This window comes from Porphyromonas circumdentaria, assembly GCF_900167105.1.
Taxonomy (GTDB): Bacteria; Bacteroidota; Bacteroidia; order Bacteroidales; family Porphyromonadaceae; genus Porphyromonas; species Porphyromonas circumdentaria.
Window position 1 is genome coordinate 84,263 of record NZ_FUXE01000006.1, and the last position, 22,457, is coordinate 106,719.

At 44.0% G+C, this 22,457-nt stretch carries 20 protein-coding genes and 1 tRNA gene; 11 read left to right on the forward strand and 10 right to left on the reverse strand.

Annotated elements, in window-relative coordinates; genetic code table 11:
- Positions 1–150: 150 nt before the first annotated feature.
- The 7 genes from B5D06_RS03860 to B5D06_RS03890 form a co-directional block, all read right to left on the reverse strand.
- Complete coding sequence (locus B5D06_RS03860; RefSeq protein WP_078736706.1) at positions 151–984, reverse strand: Ig-like domain-containing protein; 834 nt, start codon at positions 982–984, stop codon at positions 151–153.
- A gap of 156 nt (positions 985–1,140) precedes the next feature.
- On the reverse strand, positions 1,141–2,631 hold the full coding sequence (locus B5D06_RS03865; protein ID WP_234989550.1) for a TrkH family potassium uptake protein: 1,491 nt from the start codon (positions 2,629–2,631) through the stop codon (positions 1,141–1,143).
- 14 nt (positions 2,632–2,645) lie between these two features.
- Positions 2,646–3,989: a Trk system potassium transporter TrkA gene (gene trkA / locus B5D06_RS03870; protein WP_078736707.1), complete on the reverse strand. Its 1,344-nt coding sequence runs from the start codon at positions 3,987–3,989 to the stop codon at positions 2,646–2,648.
- A gap of 2 nt (positions 3,990–3,991) precedes the next feature.
- Positions 3,992–5,890, reverse strand: a complete 1,899-nt coding sequence (dxs, locus tag B5D06_RS03875; RefSeq protein ID WP_078736708.1) for a 1-deoxy-D-xylulose-5-phosphate synthase — start codon at positions 5,888–5,890, stop codon at positions 3,992–3,994.
- Positions 5,891–5,923: 33 nt separating this feature from the next.
- Entirely contained in the window at positions 5,924–7,282 is a 1,359-nt protein-coding gene (gene hisS / locus B5D06_RS03880; RefSeq protein ID WP_078736709.1) for a histidine--tRNA ligase, read from the reverse strand.
- The gene (locus tag B5D06_RS03885) at positions 7,279–7,794 is read right to left on the reverse strand and encodes a dihydrofolate reductase (RefSeq protein ID WP_078736710.1); all 516 of its coding nucleotides are present in this window, start codon (positions 7,792–7,794) and stop codon (positions 7,279–7,281) included. Before B5D06_RS03885 ends, hisS begins: the two co-directional genes overlap by 4 nt.
- Positions 7,795–7,809: 15 nt before the next feature.
- Positions 7,810–8,604, reverse strand: coding sequence for a thymidylate synthase (locus B5D06_RS03890; protein ID WP_078736711.1), 795 nt, complete (start codon positions 8,602–8,604; stop codon positions 7,810–7,812).
- Between the two features lie 928 nt (positions 8,605–9,532).
- Between B5D06_RS03890 and B5D06_RS03900 the strand changes: the two genes are divergently transcribed.
- From B5D06_RS03900 to smpB, 9 genes are all read left to right on the forward strand, one after another.
- The gene (locus B5D06_RS03900) at positions 9,533–9,817 is read left to right on the forward strand and encodes an HU family DNA-binding protein (RefSeq protein WP_078736713.1); all 285 of its coding nucleotides are present in this window, start codon (positions 9,533–9,535) and stop codon (positions 9,815–9,817) included.
- 362 nt (positions 9,818–10,179) lie between these two features.
- Positions 10,180–11,748: an Rne/Rng family ribonuclease gene (locus B5D06_RS03905; RefSeq protein WP_078736714.1), complete on the forward strand. Its 1,569-nt coding sequence runs from the start codon at positions 10,180–10,182 to the stop codon at positions 11,746–11,748.
- A gap of 2 nt (positions 11,749–11,750) precedes the next feature.
- Entirely contained in the window at positions 11,751–12,374 is a 624-nt protein-coding gene (gene recR, locus B5D06_RS03910; RefSeq protein ID WP_078736715.1) for a recombination mediator RecR, read from the forward strand.
- A gap of 12 nt (positions 12,375–12,386) precedes the next feature.
- The gene (locus B5D06_RS03915; RefSeq protein WP_078736716.1) at positions 12,387–12,920 is read left to right on the forward strand and encodes a GNAT family N-acetyltransferase; all 534 of its coding nucleotides are present in this window, start codon (positions 12,387–12,389) and stop codon (positions 12,918–12,920) included.
- Positions 12,908–14,923 (forward strand): NAD-dependent DNA ligase LigA, encoded by a 2,016-nt coding sequence (gene ligA / locus B5D06_RS03920; RefSeq protein WP_078736717.1) that lies wholly within the window; start codon positions 12,908–12,910, stop codon positions 14,921–14,923. The genes B5D06_RS03915 and ligA overlap by 13 nt, the downstream gene beginning before the upstream one ends.
- Positions 14,924–15,170: 247 nt before the next feature.
- Positions 15,171–15,488, forward strand: a complete 318-nt coding sequence (gene rplU / locus B5D06_RS03925; protein WP_078736718.1) for a 50S ribosomal protein L21 — start codon at positions 15,171–15,173, stop codon at positions 15,486–15,488.
- A gap of 23 nt (positions 15,489–15,511) precedes the next feature.
- Entirely contained in the window at positions 15,512–15,769 is a 258-nt protein-coding gene (gene rpmA, locus B5D06_RS03930) for a 50S ribosomal protein L27 (protein WP_078736719.1), read from the forward strand.
- A 221-nt stretch (positions 15,770–15,990) separates the two neighbouring features.
- Positions 15,991–17,262, forward strand: a complete 1,272-nt coding sequence (gene serS, locus B5D06_RS03935) for a serine--tRNA ligase (protein WP_078736720.1) — start codon at positions 15,991–15,993, stop codon at positions 17,260–17,262.
- Positions 17,263–17,266: 4 nt separating this feature from the next.
- Positions 17,267–17,737, forward strand: a complete 471-nt coding sequence (gene smpB, locus B5D06_RS03940) for an SsrA-binding protein SmpB (RefSeq protein WP_078736721.1) — start codon at positions 17,267–17,269, stop codon at positions 17,735–17,737.
- 326 nt (positions 17,738–18,063) lie between these two features.
- Here the strand turns inward: smpB and B5D06_RS03945 are convergent.
- The 3 genes from B5D06_RS03945 to B5D06_RS03955 form a co-directional block, all read right to left on the reverse strand.
- A tRNA-Arg gene (locus B5D06_RS03945) sits at positions 18,064–18,137 on the reverse strand.
- Positions 18,138–18,304: 167 nt separating this feature from the next.
- Positions 18,305–19,075, reverse strand: coding sequence for a biotin--[acetyl-CoA-carboxylase] ligase (locus B5D06_RS03950; protein WP_159442688.1), 771 nt, complete (start codon positions 19,073–19,075; stop codon positions 18,305–18,307).
- Positions 19,056–19,445: an MmcQ/YjbR family DNA-binding protein gene (locus B5D06_RS03955; RefSeq protein ID WP_078736738.1), complete on the reverse strand. Its 390-nt coding sequence runs from the start codon at positions 19,443–19,445 to the stop codon at positions 19,056–19,058. The genes B5D06_RS03950 and B5D06_RS03955 overlap by 20 nt, the downstream gene beginning before the upstream one ends.
- A 48-nt stretch (positions 19,446–19,493) precedes the next feature.
- Between B5D06_RS03955 and rdgB the strand changes: the two genes are divergently transcribed.
- The gene (gene rdgB / locus B5D06_RS03960) at positions 19,494–20,093 is read left to right on the forward strand and encodes an RdgB/HAM1 family non-canonical purine NTP pyrophosphatase (protein ID WP_078736723.1); all 600 of its coding nucleotides are present in this window, start codon (positions 19,494–19,496) and stop codon (positions 20,091–20,093) included.
- Positions 20,090–22,456 carry a type IX secretion system anionic LPS delivery protein PorZ gene (gene porZ, locus B5D06_RS03965; RefSeq protein WP_078736724.1) on the forward strand — a complete coding sequence of 789 codons (2,367 nt, stop codon included), beginning with the start codon at positions 20,090–20,092 and terminating at the stop codon, positions 22,454–22,456. Before rdgB ends, porZ begins: the two co-directional genes overlap by 4 nt.
- Position 22,457: the final 1 nt, after the last annotated feature.

Below are 22,457 nucleotides of genomic sequence, written 5' to 3' on the forward strand. Positions count from 1 at the left end.
TGTAATACCCTTTTTATTATAGGCAAAAAGGGAGAACGCAGATGAGAAAGGGGGGGCAAAAAGAAAGGTACATACCCATGAAAGCGGGATATGTACCTTTGAAGAGACCTCTACTGACTTAAAAATAATTTTTTGTAGAGAGGTTTCTTACTACTTTTTCATTTCAAGAATACGAAGCTCCAATATCTCCAGATTTTCTGGCTTGATTACACCAAAGAGGATAAAATATGCTTCAAGATTACGAGCAGGATCCGTAGCACGGTACGCCTCTTTTCCACCAACTTTGTATTCTTCTGCATCTACCATAGGGAAACCATAGTCATTGAAGAAGTCTTTTTTATTGATGTCGTCAAAGGTACCAGGTTTAAAGGTACCTAAAGCTCTTACGAAGTTTGTTTTGTTACTTTGGCTGTGGTGATAGGCTACTCCTCCCGTGAATGCAGTTTCTCCTTCTTTTTCAGAGAACTGATAGGAGATGCTTTCATTTAGACCTTCTTCGTAGAAAGGTATGTACTTCCATTTTTGAGAAAGCATGGCAGCGGTGATTTCTGCCTTAGCTTTTTTCATGTTGGCAAAATCCTTGGGCACATATATATCTCCTTTGAAAAGAGATGTATCGTATTTTATTTCTTGGTTTACGTTGACTTTTACTTCTGCTTTTTTTTCACCTGCTGTAACAGTAATCACTGCTTTCCCTTTTGCTACAGCTGTGATGCTTTTACCCTCTACTTTTACGATTCTTTCGTCGGAGGAAGAGAGAGAGTAGCTTTGGGTTGTGGGCTTCAATTTCACTTTTATATCGGCAGACTCGTTATTCTCAAGAGCAAATTTTAGAGTCTCTTGAACAGACATAGTGATCTCCGTAGGAGTTACCGATAGCTCTATGGCTTCTTGCTTAGGTTGTTTCTCTTTTTCACCACAAGAAGATAGAAGCACCCCGAATAATAGAACGAGTGCACTGCTGATTAAAAAAACTTTTTTCATTGTAATTCTATTGGTTATTGAATATTATTTGACCGTAGTCTATCTCTGTATAACAGAAGACAAAGATAATACTATATTGAATGCAAGACTATTTTAAGGCAAAGATTGATTTCGAAGAAGAGTGAAAATACATTTTTTCGACAAATAGAATAGCTCTTATCGCTTCCAGAAAACAGGGTGTAATAGACTTATCACAGTGAATACTTCCAAACGTCCCGCGAGCATAATCATGCTTAATATCCCCTTTTCAAAGCCCGTAGCCTCGGCAAAGGTCATGGAATACTTTCCAAAAGAGGGACCCACGTTACTAATGCAGGTAAATGTCGCAGAGGCCGCCGTGATAAAACTATTTTCGGCTAAAGTTAAGGCTATAATCCCGATGAGAATAACAACTGTGTACAGAGATATGAAAGCCATCACTTGTACTACTAAATCGCTGGCTAATGAATGCCCATTGATGCGTACAAGAGCTACCATATTGGGGTGTACTCTCTTCTTGAACTCATTGTTGAGGTTCTTTATCAATACCATGAATCGGCTCATCTTAAGTCCTCCAGTGGTAGACCCCGCGCATCCACATACGGTCATCATCATAATCCCGATGCAGAAGAAGAAGGGGTGCCATTCGTTCATATCTGCCGTAATGTACCCTGTTGTACTTATTAGCGATACGACTTGGAAAATAGCGTGTCTGAAATTGCCCTCGATGTTATCGTATAACCCTTGGCTATAGATCCAAACAAAGGTTACAAGGATAAAAACGGAAACAAAGATGGCAAACCATTTAAACTCTTCGTCCTTAAAAAGTTTTTTGGGAAATCCCGAAAAGGCAAAGTAAAGTAGAGACATGTTGAGACTGCCCACAAACATAAAGAAAGTAATAACATACTCTATGTAAGGGGAGTTATAGGCCAAAATACCAGCATCGCGTGTAGAATACCCCCCTGTAGATACACACGTGAAAGAGTGGCACAAGGCCTCGAAAAAGTTCATGTCGCCGAGAACGAGAAGCCCCGCAAGGGAAAGCGTTAGGGTAATGTAGACGAGGAATAGACGTTTGGCTACCTGCGTTATGCGAGGCAGAAATCGCTCATGTTTAATGCCAGTTGTCTCCGCATTGTAGAGTAGCCCTCCTCCTTTTCCCATAATAGGTAGTAAAGCCAAGCTAAATACAACAATTCCGATGCCGCCTTGCCACTGAATAAGACTGCGCCAGAGTAAAATAGCATGTGGTAATTGCTCTACCGAAGAAAAGATGGTAGCACCTGTGGTAGTGTATCCAGAAACAGTCTCGAAAAAAGCGTCGACAACGGTTTTTGTGTATCCCCCGAATATGAAAGGAAGCATTCCTATGAGAGAGAGAACCACCCAAGTAGCCGTAACAGCCAGCATCCCTTCTCTCAAATTGCCTCCCTGTTTTGACCGTTGTTGTTTTCCATAAACGACAAGTCCTGCTCCACAAGCGAGCATAATCAGAGTGGTGTAAACGAAAGGGAGTGTATCGTTTTCTTGAAAAGAGAGAGAGACAATGCTGCAAACGGCAAGAAAAAAGGCCTCCAACAAGCACATGTTCCCAACGACAAGTGCTACAAAAGGATAGTTGATTAGGGGGCGTTTTTGTATATTTTGTAGGTGACTAAGTGCCATACCTTGAGGTGTCTTTATTCTTCAAAAAGGGCTTTTATGCGGCTCATGGCAATGTTGTTACAGAAAACAACGACCAAATCGTACGCTTCGATGACCGTATTTCCATCAATCATCTGGGGAACTCCATTACGCACCATACCCCCGAGAGTAATTCCTTTCGGGAGGTTGAGATCCTTTACCGCTTTCCCTATGATGGGGGAGCCACTACGAGCTACAATTTCTGCCACATCGGCATTGGCTATCGTTAGACATTTGAGTGTACTTGTATCTTTGCCAAGGAGAGCTCGGTAGATGTGCCCTGCAGCAATCAGTTTTTTGTTTATGATAGTGCCGATATCTAACCGCTCTGCCAAGGGAATGTAGTCGATATTTTCCTCTTTGGCAATCGTTTTGAATACATTATACCTCTTGGCAGCCAAACAGGCGAGGACGTTTGTCTCGGAGTTTTCGGTGAGAGCGATGAATACTTGCGCATTGTCCAACCCCGCCTCGAGTAGTAGCGAGGGGTCTCTACCGTCTCCATGAAAGAGTTTGACATTGGAGGGGAGGCGGTCGCTAATTTCTGCAATACGTTTTTTCTCCCGTTCGACAATGGTAAATTTGATATGAGGAGAGGATTTTTCCACCGTACGCATAGCTATACTGCTTGCCCCCATGATGACAACGTGCTTTACCTCGACATTCTCTTTTCCTGCGAGTTGACGTATCTCTTCAACATCATTTCCCAGGGCGGTGAAAAATACGATATCTCCATGTTCGATAGTTGTTTGCCCCGTAGGGATAAGGGTTTCGTCACCTCTTTTTATGGCTACGATGTGAAAGCGTTTATCCTTTTTTTGAGGTAAATCGACCAGTTTTTTCCCTAAAATCGGAGCCCCATTGCGCACCTTTACACCGACGAGAACGATGTTGCCATTGAAAAGCTCAATATAAAGTCTCGCCCAGGGGTTGTTGATGGTGGTGTTTATTTCTTCTGCCGCAAGTTCTTCGGGGTAGATAATAGACTTTACCCCAAGTGTTTCGAGAAACCGGGCATACTCGCTGCTAAAATAGCGATGGTTGTTTATGCGAGCAATGGTTTCTTTTGCACCCAGCGAGGAGGCCAATGTACATGAAAATATATTGGCAAGTTCGTCGGGCATCACACTTATGAAAAGGTCTGTTTCTGCGATAGACAGAGACTTCAGTGTCTGTGCATCTAACGGATCGCCCGCTATTGTGAGTAATTCGGCATGAGCGAAACGCTCCAGAAGTTTGGCATCTGGGTCTATTAACGTTATATCCTGCATATCCTCCCGTGAGAGTTTTAGGGCAAGATGGGTACCTACTTCTCCAGCTCCTGCTATAACAATTTTCATCTTTATCCAACTATTTGAGAAAAGACTTCGTAAATGCTTTCTGCGTCCATTTGGCAATACCTGTACTGCTCATCGAGAGAGCCGTGAGGTATGAATCGATCGGGAATACCGATACGCTTGGTCTTGACTGTAAGACCTTCTTCGGACAAAAACTCCAGTGCCGCAGAACCCAAGCCCCCGTGAATAGTGCCATCTTCAACGGTAATAATAGCTTCGTACTCCTGTCCGATTTTTTTGAGAAGCTCTGTATCTAAAGGTTTCAGAAATATCATATCGTAGTGAGATGGAGTGGGTTTTCCCTCTTTTTCCAATCGTTGGATAACCGTCTCTACCTCTTTGGCTATCGGGCCGATGCTGATAATGGCAACCCGTGAGCCTTTGTGCAGTAGTTCCCCCTTTCCTATGGGGAGTATTTCGGGCTTATTGCGCCATTCAGAGAGTACTCCTTTGCCTCTCGGGTAACGTATAGTCATGGGTCCCTCTTGCCCCTTGTAAGCCGTTAACATAAGGTTGCGTAACTGATGCTCATTGCGAGGGGAAGCTATGATCATGTTGGGGATGCAGTTGAGATAAGCCAAGTCAAAAGCTCCCTGATGCGTCGCCCCATCTTCGCCGACCAAGCCTGCACGGTCGAAGCAGAATATAACATGATAGCGAGGCAGACAGACGTCGTGAATGATTTGGTCATACGACCTTTGGGCAAACGAAGAGTATATATTACAGAAGGGGATGAGCCCCTCTCTTGCCAAACCTGCCGCAAAAGTAACGGCATGCCCCTCGGCGATGCCTACATCAAAACTACGCTTGGGGTATGCCTGCATCAAGTGTGTCAAGGAACACCCCGATGGCATGGCGGGGGTAATTCCCACGATGCGCTCATCTTCATCGGCAAACTCTACCAATGTTTTCCCAAAAACGTCTTGATATTTGGGGGGGGCGTTTTCTTTCTTTTTGTCCAAACGCTCCCCTGTGACGATGTTAAAGCGTCCTGGAGCGTGCCATATAGTAGGATTTTTTTCTGCCCAAGGATAGCCCTTGCCCTTAACGGTACGTATGTGGAGCAACTTAGGACCTTGTAAACTTTTGATCTTCTGGAGCACCTCTATCAGGCGCAATACGTTGTTGCCGTCGATAGGTCCAAAAGAGCGAATGCTAAGACCATCAAAAAAACTACTATGACTGTTTGATATCAGACTTTTGATACTGTTGTTTATACGCAGTATGTTGCGTCTGTTGGCCTCGTCTATGAGGTGTATCTTCTTCAAACCTTTGTAAACGTTGTAGCGCACAGAGTTGTAAGAGGGACTCGTGGATACATCGACAAAGTATTTATTCAATCCCCCGACGTTAGCATCGATAGACATATTGTTGTCATTGAGTATCACGAGCATGTTGTTGGGGAAAGAAGAGGCGTTGTTTAACCCCTCGAAAGCCAACCCCCCCGTCATCGAACCGTCACCAATAACTGCTACCACGTGTCTGGGCTCCTTGTTGAGCCCAGCGGCAACCGATATACCCAAAGCGGCAGAGATAGAGTTGGAGGCGTGACCTGCGGGAAAGGTATCATACTCGCTTTCGTCGGGCGAAGGAAAACCTGCAATACCGCCCCATTGCCTCAAGGTCTCGAAAGCATCTCTTCTGCCCGTCAGTATTTTATGTGCATAGGCTTGGTGTCCTACATCCCACACGATGCGATCGTAGGGGGTGCAGTAAACATAGTGCAGGGCTACTGATAGCTCTACCGCTCCTAAACTTGAGCCCAAGTGCCCTGGGATCTGAGAGAGTACGTCCAATTCGTAGGAGCGTAACTCTCTACACACTTCGAGTAGCTGTTCTTTCGAGAGTGCCCTTAGATCACTGGGTTGATTGATGCTATTGAGTAGAGGATAGGGTGTTGCCATTGTCAATCAGGCTAAATTAGTGCAAGTGTAAACTTAGATAAAATGCTCGAGAAGTTCCTCTTTTGAGAGTACCTTTTGCTCTCCAGAGAGCATATTCTTGAGCGTGTATGAGCCGTTTTTAATCTCATCGCTCCCTGCCAAAACAACGTAGGGGATAGAGAGACTATCTGCATATCCCATCTGCTTTTTCAGCTTTGCATTGTCGGGGTATAGCTCCACCGCCACATTATTTTTGCGCATTTGGCGGATGACGGGTTGTAGTAGCGAGGCTTCCTTTTCTCCAAAATTGATAAAGAGTATTTGGGTAGAGGCTGTAGTCTCTTCGGGGAAACGCTCCAACTGCTGGAGTACGTCGTATATACGATCGGCTCCGAAAGATATACCGACGCCCGAGATACCTTGTAACCCGAAAATACCTGTGAGGTTATCATAACGCCCACCGCCTGTGATGCTCCCAATCTCTACCTCTGTTGCCTTAACTTCCATAATGGCCCCCGTATAGTAACCTAAGCCACGAGCTAAGGAGGGGTCAAATAGAAGTTGGCAAGTAAGAGCTTGGGTATCTACATGATGCAAAATATAGCGAAGCTCTTCCACCCCCTTGGTGCCAATGGTTGAGCTGACCAAAAGAGCCTCAAGGGATGCAAGACGCTCTTCATTACTGCCTTCTAAGAGGATGAAGGGTTGTATCCTCTCGATAGAGGACTCGGAGATACCCTTTTCTCGTAACTCTTTGAGTACTCCCTCCAGCCCCACTTTGTCCAACTTGTCCATGGCAACTGTTAAGTCGGTCAATTGATCTGAAAGGCCTACCACCTCGGCAATACCTGCCAATATTTTTCTGTTGTTGATATGGAGGCAGCAGCCTATATTGAGGCGTCTGAAAACTTCGTCAATAATCTCGATAAGCTCTACCTCGCAAAGGAGCGAGTCGGTACCCACCACATCGGCATCGCACTGGTAAAACTCTCTATAACGCCCCTTTTGAGGACGGTCGGCACGCCATACGGGTTGTATCTGAAATCTTTTGAAGGGAAAGGTCAAGTCGTTGCGATGCTGTACCACGTAGCGAGCAAATGGCACCGTGAGATCGTAGCGCAAACCCTTCTCACACAATTTACTTGCAATACGGGGCAAATTGCGCTCGCTGAGATCCTCCTGCGTTATATCGGAGAGGAAATCTCCTGAGTCGAGTATTTTGAAAAGGAGACGATCTCCCTCCTCGCCATATTTTCCCATAAGGGTGCTAAGGAGTTCCATGGAGGGTGTTTCTATCTGCCTATACCCATGTAGTCGGTATACAGAGCGGATAGTGTCGAATATATAGTTGCGGCGCTGCATCTCTACAGCTCCAAAATCTCGTGTTCCTTTGGGAATGGACGGTTTACTCATTTTGTAAGAAGCTTTTTGAAGTAGGGTATTCTGTCGTATATCGTTAGGGTCGTTGCGTAGGCGTTGCGTTCGTCTGCCTCGAAGTGCTGGGTGAAAACAGGTTTCCACTCGGTAAAATCTACCTCGGGAAAGAAAGTGTCTGCCTCGTCGAAAGAGGCGGAAACACGTGTGAAGTAGAGACGGTCTGCCCATGGGAGCGTGGTGCGGTAGAGCTGGGCTCCCCCGATAACAAAGACCTCCTCTTCCTCTGTGAGGGCATAGAGTGCCTGCTCAATAGAGGCATAGCACTCCGCATTGGGAACCTCTTTGAGAGTGGTCGATATGATGATATTGCGACGGTTGGGAAGAGCCCCTTTAGGGAGGGAATAAAATGTATTTCGCCCCATGATGATTGTATGCCCCGTTGTGGTCTCCTTAAAGCGTTTCAGATCTGCAGGAAGATGCCAGAGCAGGTCATTCTCCTTGCCGATGGCATTGTCTGCCGCAACGGCTACTATTATGGATAGTTTCATAGTGCAAAGTAAGAATTATACAGAGACTGCCGCAGCTATGTGGGGGTGCGCCTCATACCCCTCGAGTTGGAAATCGGGATAATCAAATGCAAATATATCCCTGACCTGTTCGTTAAGTATCATACGGGGCAGCGATTTGGGGGCGCGAGTTAGTTGTAGTCGTGCCTGCTCTAAATGATTTTTGTACAGGTGCGCATCTCCCAACGTGTGTACAAAGTCTCCCGCTTTTAGGCCAGTAACCTGAGCCACCATCTGCAGTAAGAGGGCGTAAGAGGCTATGTTGAAGGGTACTCCTAAGAACACATCGCCCGATCTCTGGTAGAGTTGCAGGCTCAGGCGGTCGTTGGCCACGTAAAACTGCATCAGACAGTGACAGGGAGGGAGCTTCATACTATCGACCTGAGCCACATTCCAAGCACTAACCATGAGCCTGCGGCTTGTAGGATTTTGTTTTATCTCCTCCACAACATTTTTTATCTGGTCGATATGCCCTCCAGTATAGTCGGGCCAAGAACGCCACTGCGCTCCATACACAGGACCTAAATCTCCATTTTCGTCTGCCCATTCGTCCCAAATAGAAACCCCATTGTCTTGGAGGTATTTGATGTTGGTAGAGCCCTTTAGGAACCAGAGTAACTCGTAGATAATACTACGTAAATGGAGCTTTTTCGTGGTGAGCAAGGGAAATCCATCCTCCATGTTGAAACGCATTTGGTGCCCAAAAACGCTGAGCGTACCTGTACCCGTGCGGTCCGAACGCTCTATACCTTCGTCCAAGATGCGTTGTAAAAGATGTAAATACTGTTTCATTTGAGCACTGTCTATGTCGAGACTAATTAGTGCAAAGGTAATTAAACTAAGAAGAATGTGAGCGGAGCAGGGGAGATATAAACTCGGTTTTGGTAGACTTTTGAGGGGAGGGGTGAAAGCGTTGTCGCGAGGGGGATTTGTTCCGCAAAGAAGAGGGGGCGTTTACACGGGTGGTTTTGAACGTTTACACGAGAGGTTTTAGAAGTTGATACGAGTGCTTTTTAGGTTTTCATAGGGTGTAAATTGGGAAGGAAAGTTGGTGAAATAAGTTCCCACGAAGGGAAGGTGGCAAGGTGCTTTTTGTGGATGCAAGATGCCCCACATTTTTCTTGGCAGGTCAAAAGTGGAGAGAGCCCAGTAAAATCGATAATTCGCGATAATTCGAGGAGATAATTCCACCATAATTATGAAATAATTCGAGATAATTCGTTCGGAATTATGTGCTGAATTATCCCCTATATAAAATAAAAGAAATAAAAAGAAAGGAAACTCTTCAAAGAAAGAGAGAGTAGAGAAAGAAGTGCCTGCTATAAGACGCAGGCACACCGCCCCCCCCTTAGGTTTTTATTGATGTTGGAGATTAGGTGCTTTGTTGAGGTGTTTTTTTAGACTTGATATTTTTGCCCCATTCTGCACAGTAAAAACTCTTTCTATCCTTCCCAAAAGCGATGTGTGGCGAAAAAGAGCTTTTATTTCGTTGAAAAAGAGGGAAAAGGGCGTTTGTTTCTTCCTTTTTTCGATAGCCCATTCTTCCCTTGCAGTAGGCTTCTTGATATACCCTTTACACGCTTCTTGCGGGGGTTGCTGAGAGGTTTTTTTGAGGAACTTTGGCGATTGATGTCGGATTTATCGGTTAGCGTATTAAATAAATGTGTATATTTGCAATCCGAAAACAAAGAAAATCAACTAATTAAACAATAGAAGCATAATGACAAAGGCGGATTTAGTAGTCGAGATTGCAAAAAAAACAGGCCTTGATAGAGACGAGGTTCTCCGTGTGATAGAATCTTTTATGGAAACGGTTAAAGATGAAATGGCAAAGGGAGAGGGCAGCAATATATACCTCAGAGGTTTTGGCAGTTTTGTTGTGCGTGAGCGAGCTCAAAAGGTCGCTCGAAACATTTCAAAGAAAGAGTCGATTATAATCCCCAAGCGCAGAGTGCCCAGCTTCAAGCCCTCGAAAGCTTTTGTGGGCATGTTTGAAGAGAAATAATCTTTTGATGGATATATCCCCCTTTTATCGGGGGAGTAACAGATATAGTTTAGACTTAAGTTTAACCCTTTAATTTGATAGAATATGCCAAGCGGTAAAAAAAGAAAGAGACACAAGATGGCTACCCACAAACGTAAGAAACGTCTAAAGAAAAATCGTCATAAGAAGAAATAAGTAAGACGATACGTTTTTTGGGTCGGAGATATAGCAAAGGATATTTTCTTAGGGCAAGGCCTCTTGTTAAAATCTTCTTTTTCTCCGATAATTTACCATTGGGAGGAGATGTTCGTCTTTAAGACAGAAGCGCTCCTCCTTGTGTTTAATAGAATTACTAAAAATCTTCTTTTAAGATTGGATTGATAATGGAAAGCCAACTGGTTATAGATGTGCGTCCCGAGGAGGTCGCAATGTGCCTGTTAGAGGATCGTAAACTTGTTGAATTTCAGAGGGAAAAGCAGACTCTATCTTTCCTTGTAGGAGACATTTACTTAGGGAAAATAAAGAAGGTTATGCCAGGTTTGAACGCTGCCTTTGTAGATGTCGGCTCCAAGAAAGATGCTTTCTTGCATTATCATGATTTGGGAAAAGTTTTTGGAGCAACTCAAACGTTGTTGGAAAGAATTGCTGCCAACAGAATGATCCCTCCTTTGACGGAGTTACCCTCTGGGGAGAAACTCCTGCGAGATGGAAAGATCGAGGACGTTCTGAAAGCAGGGCAGAAAATACTTGTCCAGGTAGTCAAGGAACCCATTTCTACCAAGGGACCTCGCCTCTCGGCAGAGCTTTCTGTAGCAGGTCGCTCGATGGTTTTAGTTCCCTTCGGAAAAGGGGTTTCTGTATCGCAAAAAATCAGTTCCAAGGAAGAAAGAAAACGTCTCAAAGAGATTGTAGCTCCGATGGTACCTGCGGGTTTCGGAGTGGTAATCCGTACATCTGCTTTGGGTAAGGGAGCCATTGAGCTTGATGAAGAGCTGGTAGACCTGCAAAAGAGGTGGAATGACAGCCTTATAAAAATAGCCGATGCCCCTCGAGTTCCTGCCCTTTTGTATGCAGAGAGCAATAGAACATTGAGCCTTCTTAGAGACTCTTTTAATGCCTCTTTCTCTGCAATAACGGTAAACGATAGGGAGATGTACGAAGATATCCATCGTTATATCTCTGTGATAGCCCCTGAGTGTCTCGATATAGTACAGTTTTACGACAAAGACAAACCTATATTCGACCATTTTGATATTACTCGGCAACTCAAGTCTCTTTTTGGAAAGACTGTTACCTACAAGGGTGGTGCCTATTTGGTCATAGAGCAAACAGAGGCTATGCACGTTATCGATGTGAACAGCGGAAACCGATCTCGACGCTCCAATGCACAGGAAGAGACTGCTTTGGATGTCAATCTTTCGGCTGCGGAGGAAATTGCTCGTCAGATGCGCCTCAGAGACTTAGGGGGCATTATCGTGGTGGACTTCATCGACATGAACGATACGGAGCATCGCCAGCAGTTGTATGAACACATGAGAAAGGTGATGCGTAACGACCGAGCAAGGCACAATATACTCCCGCTGAGTAAGTTTGGTTTGATGCAGATAACGCGCCAGCGTGTTCGTCAGGCGATCTCTGAAAAAACAGAAGAGGTTTGCCCTACTTGCAGAGGTAAGGGTAAGATGCAGCCTTCTATACTCTTTTCGGAACAGATTGAGCGCAGTGTGGCAGATGTAGTGGACAATCATAACATAAAGAAGTGTATCCTAAGGGTACACCCTTATGTAGCTTCTTATTTGCAGAGGAGGACACTTTTTACCTCTTCCATTTTTGCAAAGTGGAAAAAAACATATTCCAAAGGGCTTAAGTTGCAAGAAGATCAGAGCATGGCTTTCTTGGAATACAAGTTTTTTGACGAAGACAACGAAGAGTTGGATCTTACCCGTTTCTGATAATGGAGTCGAAGTATTCTTCAAAATGGCTTGAAAAAGCGGTAGATCAGCTATCTCTTTTGCCAGGCATAGGGAGGAAGACAGCACTTCGCCTTGCACTATACATTTTACGTAAGCCCGATTCTTTTGCCCATCTATTGGGTACCTCTATAAAAGAACTGAAAGACAATATCATCTATTGTCGCAGGTGTCATAATATAAGTGATACGGAGCTCTGTCCGATATGTAGCAGTCCTCAAAGAGATTCCTCGGTCGTTTGTGTGGTGGAGTCTATCAGGGATGTCATGGCTATAGAACGGACGGCACAATATAAAGGACTGTACCATGTATTGGGGGGAATAATTTCTCCGATAGATGGTATCAGTCCTAATGATTTAGAGATAGACTCTCTTGTGGAGCGAATACCCGCAGAAAATATACAAGAGGTTATTCTTGCCATAAGTCCAACCATGGAGGGAGATACGACCAACTTTTATATCTACCGTCGCTTGTCCCCTTTCAATATAAAGATATCCCTTCTATCCCGCGGTGTTGCGATGGGGGATGAACTCGAGTACACAGACGATGTAACACTGGCTCGTGCTATTAGGGATCGCAGTGACTTTTCACAGAGTTTTCAATCTTAAGGGAGCCTTTCTATGCGTTTGAGCCATTTTCAAGATGGAGAGTTGCTGCTTAGGCCAGTAGAGCCCTCCGATGCTTCTCTTCTTCAATCTTGGGAAAGCGATCCTGCTATCGCTACAAGTAATACGTTGGTAGAACCAATGGCACGCTACCAAGCTCAGCAATGGGTCGATTTGGGGCATTCTCATTTGGCTTCCAATGGCTTTGTGCTTTTCATTGCTTCTGTAAGGCGGGGAGATGAGCTTGTCCCGATAGGCTATATAGAGCTTTACAACTACGATTTTTATCACCGTAGAGTGGCCGTAGGGGTTATGTTACTGCCTGCTTATCGAGGCAAGGGATACGCCCGTCGTATGCTTGATTTGATGGTAGCCCATGCCAAAGACCTTCGACTTAATATATTGTATGCCGAGGTGGTAGCGAATAACCTTCTGGGGAAATCCTTTTTTGATGCCACTCCGTTTATTCCTGTGGCCACACTTCCTCATTGGTATTGGGACCAGGGGGATTATCAAGATTTAATCATCTACCAACTATGTCTGGTGTAGAACAAACCATAAAAGAGCTTCGAAAGGAGATTGAGGAGCATAATTATCGTTACTATGTCCTTTCAGAGCCCAGTATCGACGATATCGCTTTCGATGCTTTGATGCAGAAATTGGAGCTTTTGGAGCGCGAGCATCCCGAGTATTACGACCCCAATTCGCCCACTCAGAGGGTGGGGAGTGATCGCTCCGAACGTTTCGCTCCAGTAGAGCACTCGCACCCTATGTTGTCTTTGAGCAATAGTTACAATTATGATGAGGTGCGTGCTTTTTGGACACGCCTTACGGAGACATTCCGCACAGAATCTCCCTCGGTGCATTGTGAGTTGAAGTTTGATGGATTATCTATATCTGTTATATACGTAGATGGAGTTTTGCATCAAGCTATAACAAGGGGCGATGGGCTTATAGGAGATGATGTGACACAAAATATACGCACCATACGTTCTATCCCTCTCCGTTTGAAGGGCAGTAATATCCCCTCCAGAATAGAGTTGAGAGGAGAGGTGATCTTGCCTTTTGTGGAGTTTGAAAGACTTAATAAGGAAAGAGTGGAAGCTGGGGAGGAGCCTTTTGCCAATCCTCGTAATGCTGCTTCGGGTACCCTGAAACTTTTAGATACGGGCATCGTATCCCAAAGAAAGTTAGATTGCTACTTCTACCATTTATACAGCGATAGCCCTCTACCCGACGGGCAAAACGAACGCTTGGCTCTTTGTCACTCTTGGGGCATAAAGATATCGATGCATAGCTCTTTGGTAACTTCTTTGAGCGAGGTCTACCGTTATTTGGAGTATTGGGATGTAGCTCGAAAAGAGCTACCCTGTGCAACAGATGGGGTAGTGTTAAAGCTAAATTCTTACAGAGAGCAGAGTATTTTAGGGGCAACTAATAAAAGCCCTCGTTGGGCTATTGCCTATAAATACCAACCCGAGCGAGCGCGGACTCTGTTGAAAGGCGTCACGTATCAAGTTGGGCGTACAGGAGTGGTAGTACCTGTAGCAGAGTTGGAGCCTGTACTTCTATCGGGTACTGTAGTACGTAGAGCCACGCTACACAATGCCGACTTTGTAGCCTCTCTTGATTTGAGAGAGAATGACTATGTCTTTGTCGAGAAAGGTGGGGAGATTATTCCTAAGATAATATCTGTGGATAAGGAGGTGCGTCGCTCTATAGAAGCCAATATTGTTTTCCCTAAACGTTGTCCTGATTGTGGTGCCGTTTTAGAAAAGAAAGAGGGAGAGGTTGCCTATTACTGTCCTAATTCGCTTGAGTGTCCTATGCAGATTAAAGGGCGTTTGGAGCATTATTGTACGCGTAAGGCAGCAGATATAAACATAGGTTCCGAGACTATAGCTGCTCTCTACGATAGAGGCTGGTTGCATAAAATAGAAGATTTTTATACGCTGAATTACCTCCAGTTGATGCAATTAGAGGGTTTCAAGGAGAGAGCTACGAATAACCTTCTTCTTAGTATAGAACATTCCAAGCAACGACCCTACTCGGCTCTGCTTTTTGCCTTGGGGATTCGTTGGGTGGGAGAGACAGTTGCCAAAACATTGGTTAGGCATTTTCCTTCGATAGATTTATTGAGTGCAGCGTCTGAAGAGGAGCTAACGACCATCGATGATATTGGTCCCAAAATTGCTCAAAGCGTGGTCTCTTTTTTTGCCGATCAGCGTAATAGGGATACCATCAATGCTCTGAAAGCGGCAGGCATACCTTTTGCTGAAGAGGTGCAGGAAGCCCCCTCTATTGACTCTTTGCCTCTTGCTGGGCAATCTATCGTTATTAGTGGTACTTTTCAGCATCATTCTCGAGAGGAGTATGCCATTATCATAGAGCGTTTGGGGGGTAAAAAACTTTCTTCAATATCTTCTAAAACCTCTTTTATATTGGCTGGTGCAGAGATGGGACCGAGCAAAAAAGAGAAAGCACGCTCTTTGGGAATACCTCTTGTTTCGGAAGAAGAATTCCTTATTACAATAGGAGAAAAGGAGGCATAGAAGCGAATTTTAGGGGGGAGTCTCTGTCTTTTGTGCTTTTTCTTTTCCCAGGAATAGTTTATTTTTTGCGATTGTCTCTTAATAGGAAAAGAAGTTAGTCTTTTTTATTGTGCTGTTTTTTGCAGTTTTCGGGGAATGTAGTATCTTTGCGGAGATTTTCCTATATAAGGTCGGGTAAGAACTCCCAATCAACATAGCTGGGAGGCACCTTATGGGACTAAATTTTTAGTAATTAAGAACGTAGAAAATGTACGTAATCGTAGAAATTCAAGGACAGCAGTTTAAGGTTGAAAAAGGACGTAAATTGTTCGTTCACCACATCAAAGATGCAGAACTTGGGGCAGAAGTGGCTTTTGACCGAGTGATGCTCGTAGACAACGATGGAGCTGTTAAGGTAGGAACTCCTTTTGTAGAGGGAGCTAAGGTAGTTTGTGAAGTGGTTTCTCCTCTTGTGAAGGGAGATAAGATTCTTATTTTCCACAAAAAGCGCAGAAAGGGATACAGAAAACTGAACGGTCACCGTCAGCAATTCTCTGAAGTGCTTGTAAAAGAAGTTGTAGCATAACACTAACATAGAAAGGAAAGAAAATGGCACATAAAAAAGGTGTAGGTAGTTCGAAGAACGGACGCGAATCAGAAAGCAAACGCCTCGGAGTGAAAATCTATGGAGGTGAATTTGCAAAGGCAGGTAATATATTAGTGCGTCAGCGCGGTACTCAGCATCATCCCGGCGTAAACGTGGGTATGGGTAAAGATCATACACTCTACGCTTTGGTAGATGGCAAGGTGGTTTTCACACGCAAAGGAGAGAATCGCTCTTTTGTTTCTGTTGAAGCTGAAGCATAATAAAACTACATTTGTCCGCTCTCTCTTGGGGGTGGAGCGGGCATAAGATTTACAATCCTTATCTCTATAAGATTTATAGAAAGGATATAGGATAATAATCAAGAGATACGGTTTCTTGCCTTGGGGGCTACCTCATAGTAGAAATTGTATCTCTTTGTTTTTATATAGATAAAGGTATATTTCCTCCCATAAAAACGTATTTTAGATTGAATTAGAAAGGTATGCTCACCATAAAGAATATAGTAGAGTCTCCAGAAGAGATCATAAAAAGGTTAGCCATAAAGCATTTCAACGCTCGAGAAGTTGTTGCACAAGTAATTGCTTTGGACTCTGAACGTAAACGTGCACAACAGGCAAAAGATACTTTGCTCAGTGAGCAAAAAATCCGAGCAAAGCAAATAGGAGACCTGATGAAAATGGGGGCTAAAGAGCAGGCAGAGACCTTACGTCTCGAGGTGGCAGAGCTAAAGGAGCAGAGTAAAAAGGAGGAGGAAAAAGAGAGAGAGGTAGAGCTCTCTTTGCGAGAATTACTCCTGACAATCCCCAACACCCCTCATGAATCTGTCCCCGAAGGTAATGGGGCAGAGGATAATGTATGTATAAAAACGGGAGGAATGCTCCCCAATCTCGAGGGTGAAAACAAGCTCCCTCATTGGGACTTGGCTCAAAAGTATAATCTTATAGATTTTGAGTTGGGGGTAAAAATTACAGGTGCAGGGTTTCCCGTTTATAAGGGAAAAGGGGCTCGATTGCAGAGAGCTTTAATCAACTTCTTTTTAGACAAAGCTATTGAAGCTGGTTTTGTGGAGGTAGAACCTCCCTATGTGGTCAATGAGGACTCTGGCTATGGTACGGGACAGTTGCCCGATAAAGAGGGACAGATGTATTTTGCGCCTGCCGACAACTTGTATCTTATTCCTACCGCAGAAGTGCCAGTAACTAATATGTATCGGGGGGTAATTTTGGAAGAGTCTGAACTTCCCATCAAGAATGTTGCTTACTCGGCTTGTTTCCGTCGTGAGGCAGGCTCTTATGGCAAGGATGTACGAGGCTTAAATCGTCTACACCAGTTTAATAAAGTAGAAATTGTTTGTATCGATACACCAGAGCATTCCTATCAAACTCTGCAGACGATGGTCGACTATGTTGAGGGTCTTGTTACGGCTTTGGGATTGCCTTGGCGTATATTGCGTTTGTGTGGTGGGGATATTAGCTTTACTTCTGCCTTGACATTTGACTTTGAAGTCTTTTCTGCTGCACAGGAGCGATGGTTGGAGGTTAGCTCTGTTTCAAACTTTGAAAGTTTCCAAGCTAACCGCCTCAAGTGTCGTTATCGTAAGGACAAAGGCACGCAGTTGTGTCATACTCTGAATGGTAGTGCCTTAGCATTGCCCCGTATTGTAGCAACGATTTTAGAAAATTATCAGACGCCAGAGGGTATTGTCGTACCAGAGGTTTTGCATCCCTATACTGGCTTTGACATAATCCGTTGAAAGTATGGCAAGCAAGAAGCAAAAGTTAGAGCGCAACGTTTCGATAAAGAACCGTAGAGCGACTTTTGATTATGAAATAATCGATCGCTATACGGCAGGTTTGGTTTTGGTTGGCTCCGAGATAAAGTCCGTTCGTTTGGGTAAAGCGGGGTTAGCAGATAGCTATTGCTTCTTTATAAATGGAGAGCTTTGGATTAAGGGGATGTATATTGCAGAGTATTTCTACGCAACGTATAATAACCATAAGGAGCGCAGAGACCGCAAGCTATTACTCTCTAAAAAAGAACTTTCGAAGTTGCAAAGTGCCGTGAAAACTCCAGGAATAACAATTATTCCCATCAAACTCTTTATCAATGATAGAGGGTATGCCAAGCTGGAGATTGGTGTGGCTAAGGGAAAGAAATTGTATGACAAACGAGCTTCTATCAAGGAACGAGAAGATAAGCGATCTATGGATAGAGCTTTCAAACGTTGATTGCTTGGCCTAAAAGAAGTAGAAGAGTACAATCTCTGTGACTCTTATAAGACTTTGAAAGCTCCATTGCAAAGGTTGGTCTTTTGCAGTGGAGCTTTATTTTGGGAGACTTTGGGAGAGAGGAATAGATATAGAGCTTCCTATACGACTCGTCTGTTGCGTCCCTTTTGAATCTCGACTCTTATACCTCTTAGACCTATACAGCCTCTGTCTTTGGAGCGAAATAGTAAGGGAAAGGATGCAAAAAAGAATCCCCAAAAAAACAATTTTAAGAGAGTCTAAAGCTTTGAAAAGAAGTAAATAGAGGCATTGTATTTCAAAAGAAGTGATCAGGTCGGGATTCGAACCCGAGACCGACTGCTTAGAAGGCAGTTGCTCTATCCAGCTGAGCTACCTGACCAAGATTTCCAAATCCGCTTGCAAAGGTACGATTTTTTCTCTAAAGAAAAATAGAGAGTTCTGTGTTTTTCGGAGTTTTTACCGCTCTTCTAGAAAGAAAATAGCTTTTTTGAGGAGAAAAAAGTGCAACGAGAACGCAATCGGGGTAAATCTATAGAGGGGAAGAGGTTAAATAGTGTAGGCTATTTCTTTGAATCCAAAGGATAATAATTCTCCTTGTTCGGTTCTTATTTCTAACAATCCAGACTCTGATACGGTTTCTATTTTACCTACAAAATCTTCTCCTGTTCGCAGATTTTTATAGGGGTGCCAAGTATCTTTTCTGTATAAGAGGGCACAATATTCGTCGTGTAGTTCGGGCTTCCAATAGGTATCTGCCGCATAAGGTAGCCTTAGAGAGAGATTTTTCAGTAGTTCTTCTCTTACTTCCGACAGGTTGATTTCCGCTCCATTAATAAGTTTTAGAGAGGTCGGATTGGGTATATCCAAGGGAAACATGTACTCGTTAACATTAAGCCCTATACCAATAACAGAGAAGAGGATATATCCTCCTTCAACGGAGTGTCCAATGAGAATGCCTGCCACCTTCTTGTCGTCGCAATAAATATCGTTAGGCCATTTGACCAGAATAGAGGTCGTATCGGGGATGAACTTGCGGATTGTATCCACAATCGCTAAGGTTGTGAGTACAGAAATACGGAACTCGTTACCTGGTTTGAGATAGGGATAACGCATCAAGATAGAGGGAATTAGATTTAACCCCTTAGAGGAATACCATGTATTACCTCGCTGTCCTCTGCCTTGGGTTTGATAGTCTGTTTCTATAATGCTACCCGAGGGGGTAGTGGGCTCCCTTTCTGCCAAAGAGAATAGGTACGTGTATGTACTCTCTATAGAATTGGAGGGGGGAGCGATGGGTCTAAAAATCAACGGTTTCATCATCTATGGATAATAGTTGAGGGTGTTTTTTAAGGAGGTATTTAGGTAACTTCCTCACTACACAGTAGTAAGAGTGTCTGATCAGTCGCTCTATGAGGAGCGAGGGTAGTTCTTTTTGTAAAAAGATTCTATTCCAGTACTTTTTACTCATATAGGGCATGGGTCCTACACTGCCATACAGACTTCGAAGTTGCTGTGTTATTTCTTCCGTACTTTTTAATCCTATTTGCTCTTCTTCTTCGTCCAGGGGTATAATAGCAAATATTTTATCCATTACCTTGAATACAAGAGTTTTGTCGTCAAAGGGAAAACTCTCGGTAGTCTCTGGTAGGGAGAGACAAAACTCTCGAACTTGGATTATATCTGTCATCTTGCTAAATTTGCAGGAGCGTCTCACTATCCAATTATAGCAAAAGTAATGAAAAAACTCATCTTGGCTTCCAATAATAGTCATAAAATAGAGGAAGTAAAAAATATTCTTTCTACTCCATACGTTATTTTATCACCCAAAGAAATAGGTGTAGTCAGTGATCCAGAAGAGAGTGCAGACACACTGGAGGGCAACGCGCTTATAAAGGTGCGTGCACTCTATCAGATTGTAAAGGCTCCTTGCTTTGCAGACGATACGGGACTTGAGGTAGAGTTGCTAAACGGAGCTCCTGGGGTACGTTCGGCTCGATACGCCTCTCCAGAACATGATGATAAGGCGAATAGAAGCCTTCTTCTAAGAGAGCTCTCTGCCTATCCGATGCCTCATAAGGCTCGTTTCCGTACAGTGATTGCTTATATAGATTCTATGGGTAGAGAGCACCTATTCGAGGGTGTTGTAAAAGGTGAGATTATCGAAGAAGAGAGAGGAACTATGGGGTTTGGTTACGACTCTATTTTTATTCCAGAGGGGGAAACCCGCACGTTTGCAGAGATGAACGAAGAGGAAAAGAATTGCATAAGTCACCGCTACAGGGCTGTTCTTGCTCTCAAAGAGTTTTTAGATTCAAACGCTGTACCCACGGTATGAAAAAAAGTTTTTTAGTACTGTTTCTGCTTTCCCTCTTGGCCGTTTGCTCTATCAACGGGCAGAATTATTTGTGGCACTCCATTCTTTCTAAGGGTAGCTATACACAAGTTGAAGATGCGCATGAAGGTGTTTTTATCGTAAGTGATGGCTCTTTATTTTTTGTAAATAAGAAAGACTTCCCTAATAAGGGAGCAGAGATCGCTGAGGTCTCCTCTCTGCTGTTAGATAGAAAGATGGGGCTTTCAGACAGTCAGATAGTTGCTATTCGTTATAGTAGTGCAACAAGCTCCCTTATTATCTATTATCAATCGGGTAATATTGATATTCTTACTATGGAGGGAGAGGTTTTGAACGTGCCTGCTATTTATGAAAATCTCCGTCTGACCGATAAAACGATAGCCCGTATTATCCCCAATGGCGATAAAGCCTATATGGTGGGGGGCTTTGGGATATCTACAATGGACTTAAAGCGAGGGGTAATCAATGCAACCTATTTTATCGGAAAGAAGGTACTAAGTCTCTCTTACAAAGAAGAGCTACTCTATGCTCTTTTGCCTCAAAACAAACTTTATCTTGGGAGTGAAAAGAATAATCTGCAAGACCCGTCTAACTGGAAGTTAATCAGTTTACCCATCGCAGGAGCAGAGGCAACTTCTCTCGCTTTGAATGGAGAAGAGTTCCTTATACTCGATAACAAAGGGCGTCTTTACACAACTCCTGTTGCAGATTTAGAGGGGGAAACTCTTTCGCTTAGACTTATAAAAGAGCAGGTGACAGCTCTTAGGACTTCACAAGATGGCATCTTAATAGTCGCAGACAAAGAGCTTGCACTAAGAAACAAAGAGCAAAAAGAACGCCTCTTAACGGTGGCTCCATCCACGATATGGAGTGTCTCCAATAATACGGTAAGAGAGCACTTGTGGTACAACACATCCTACAGTGTTAGTGCTCTCTCTTCAGTCGATGAAGAGACAAGTGTTATTCAAAGCTTCCATTTAGATAAGAATGCCCCATGGGATAATAATTACTACTACTCGCTTTTTACCAATGGCCGTTTCTACGCCGTGGGGGGAGGGCGTGGCTCTGACAGACGTTGGTTGCCTGGTACGATTAAAATCTTTGAGAACAACCGCTGGACCAATATCACACCCGAAGAAGTTACTCCTGCCAGCAACTCCTATTTCAACGATATTGTTTCTATTGCAATTGACCCTACCGATAAGAATCATTATATCGTCTCTTCATGGGGGGAGGGTATGTTTGAGTTTAGAAACGATGCCTATGTCGCGCATTACTCTTCTCATAACACTCCTCTTCTCTCTGCCTTACCCGATGAAGACTATGCAGACCATTACGTACGTGTGAGTAGTTTGGCTTTTGATAAGAAAGGCGGGCTTTGGATGGCACAAGGCTCTGTACGCGAGAATATCCTCTATCGCACCAAGGAGGGAGACTGGTATAAGTATTACCACCCAACACTTATTGATGTAAACTCTTTCGGAATAACGCTCCCAATGAGTAATGGCGATGTTTGGATTACCATTGCGCGACGTGGAGATGCTCAGAAAGGAGTATTGGTGCTTAACAATGGAGGTACGTTGGACAATACAGCAGATGATAAAATGCTCTATATCCCTCAGTTCATTGATAGGGCAGGGAAAAGCATTGCTACTCAGTCTATTTTTACACTCGTGCAGGACAAAAACGGGCAGTTGTGGTTGGGTACCGATAAGGGGCCACTGGTGGTAGCCAATCCTTTGGGAGTATTGCGCAATCTGAATAATGCTCCCATAGCTTCTCGTCCCGTGGGAGGGAAAGAACCTAACCTCTTCTATGTTTTGGACAATATACCTATTGTTGCTATCGAGGTGGATAATATCAATAATAAATGGGTGGGAACAGATGGAGATGGTCTTTATCTCTTAAGTGCCGATGGAACCGAGATATTGCAGCACTTTACTACCAGCAATAGCCCCCTTCTATCAGATCAGATACGCACCCTTAGTTTGGACCCTAACTCGGGACTACTTTATATTACAACCCCTGTGGGGCTCATGACCTACCAGACGGGAAATCAAGAGTCTACCAAAGAGAGCATGACTGAAATCCATGTATATCCCAACCCTGTTCGCCCCGAAGACACCGATAAGGTTACCATAACAGGGCTTGCCGTGGGAATGGAAATAAAGGTGACAGATACTTATGGGAACTTGCTATATACATCTACCGCTACAGGTACAGAGGTCTCTTTTGCCGCACGCCGTGCCTCAGGAGAGCGATTTTCCTCGGGAGTGTATGTGGTAATGGTTTATGACCCGAAATCCCAAAACAGCGAACTGGTACGCTTCGCAGTGATAGAGTAAC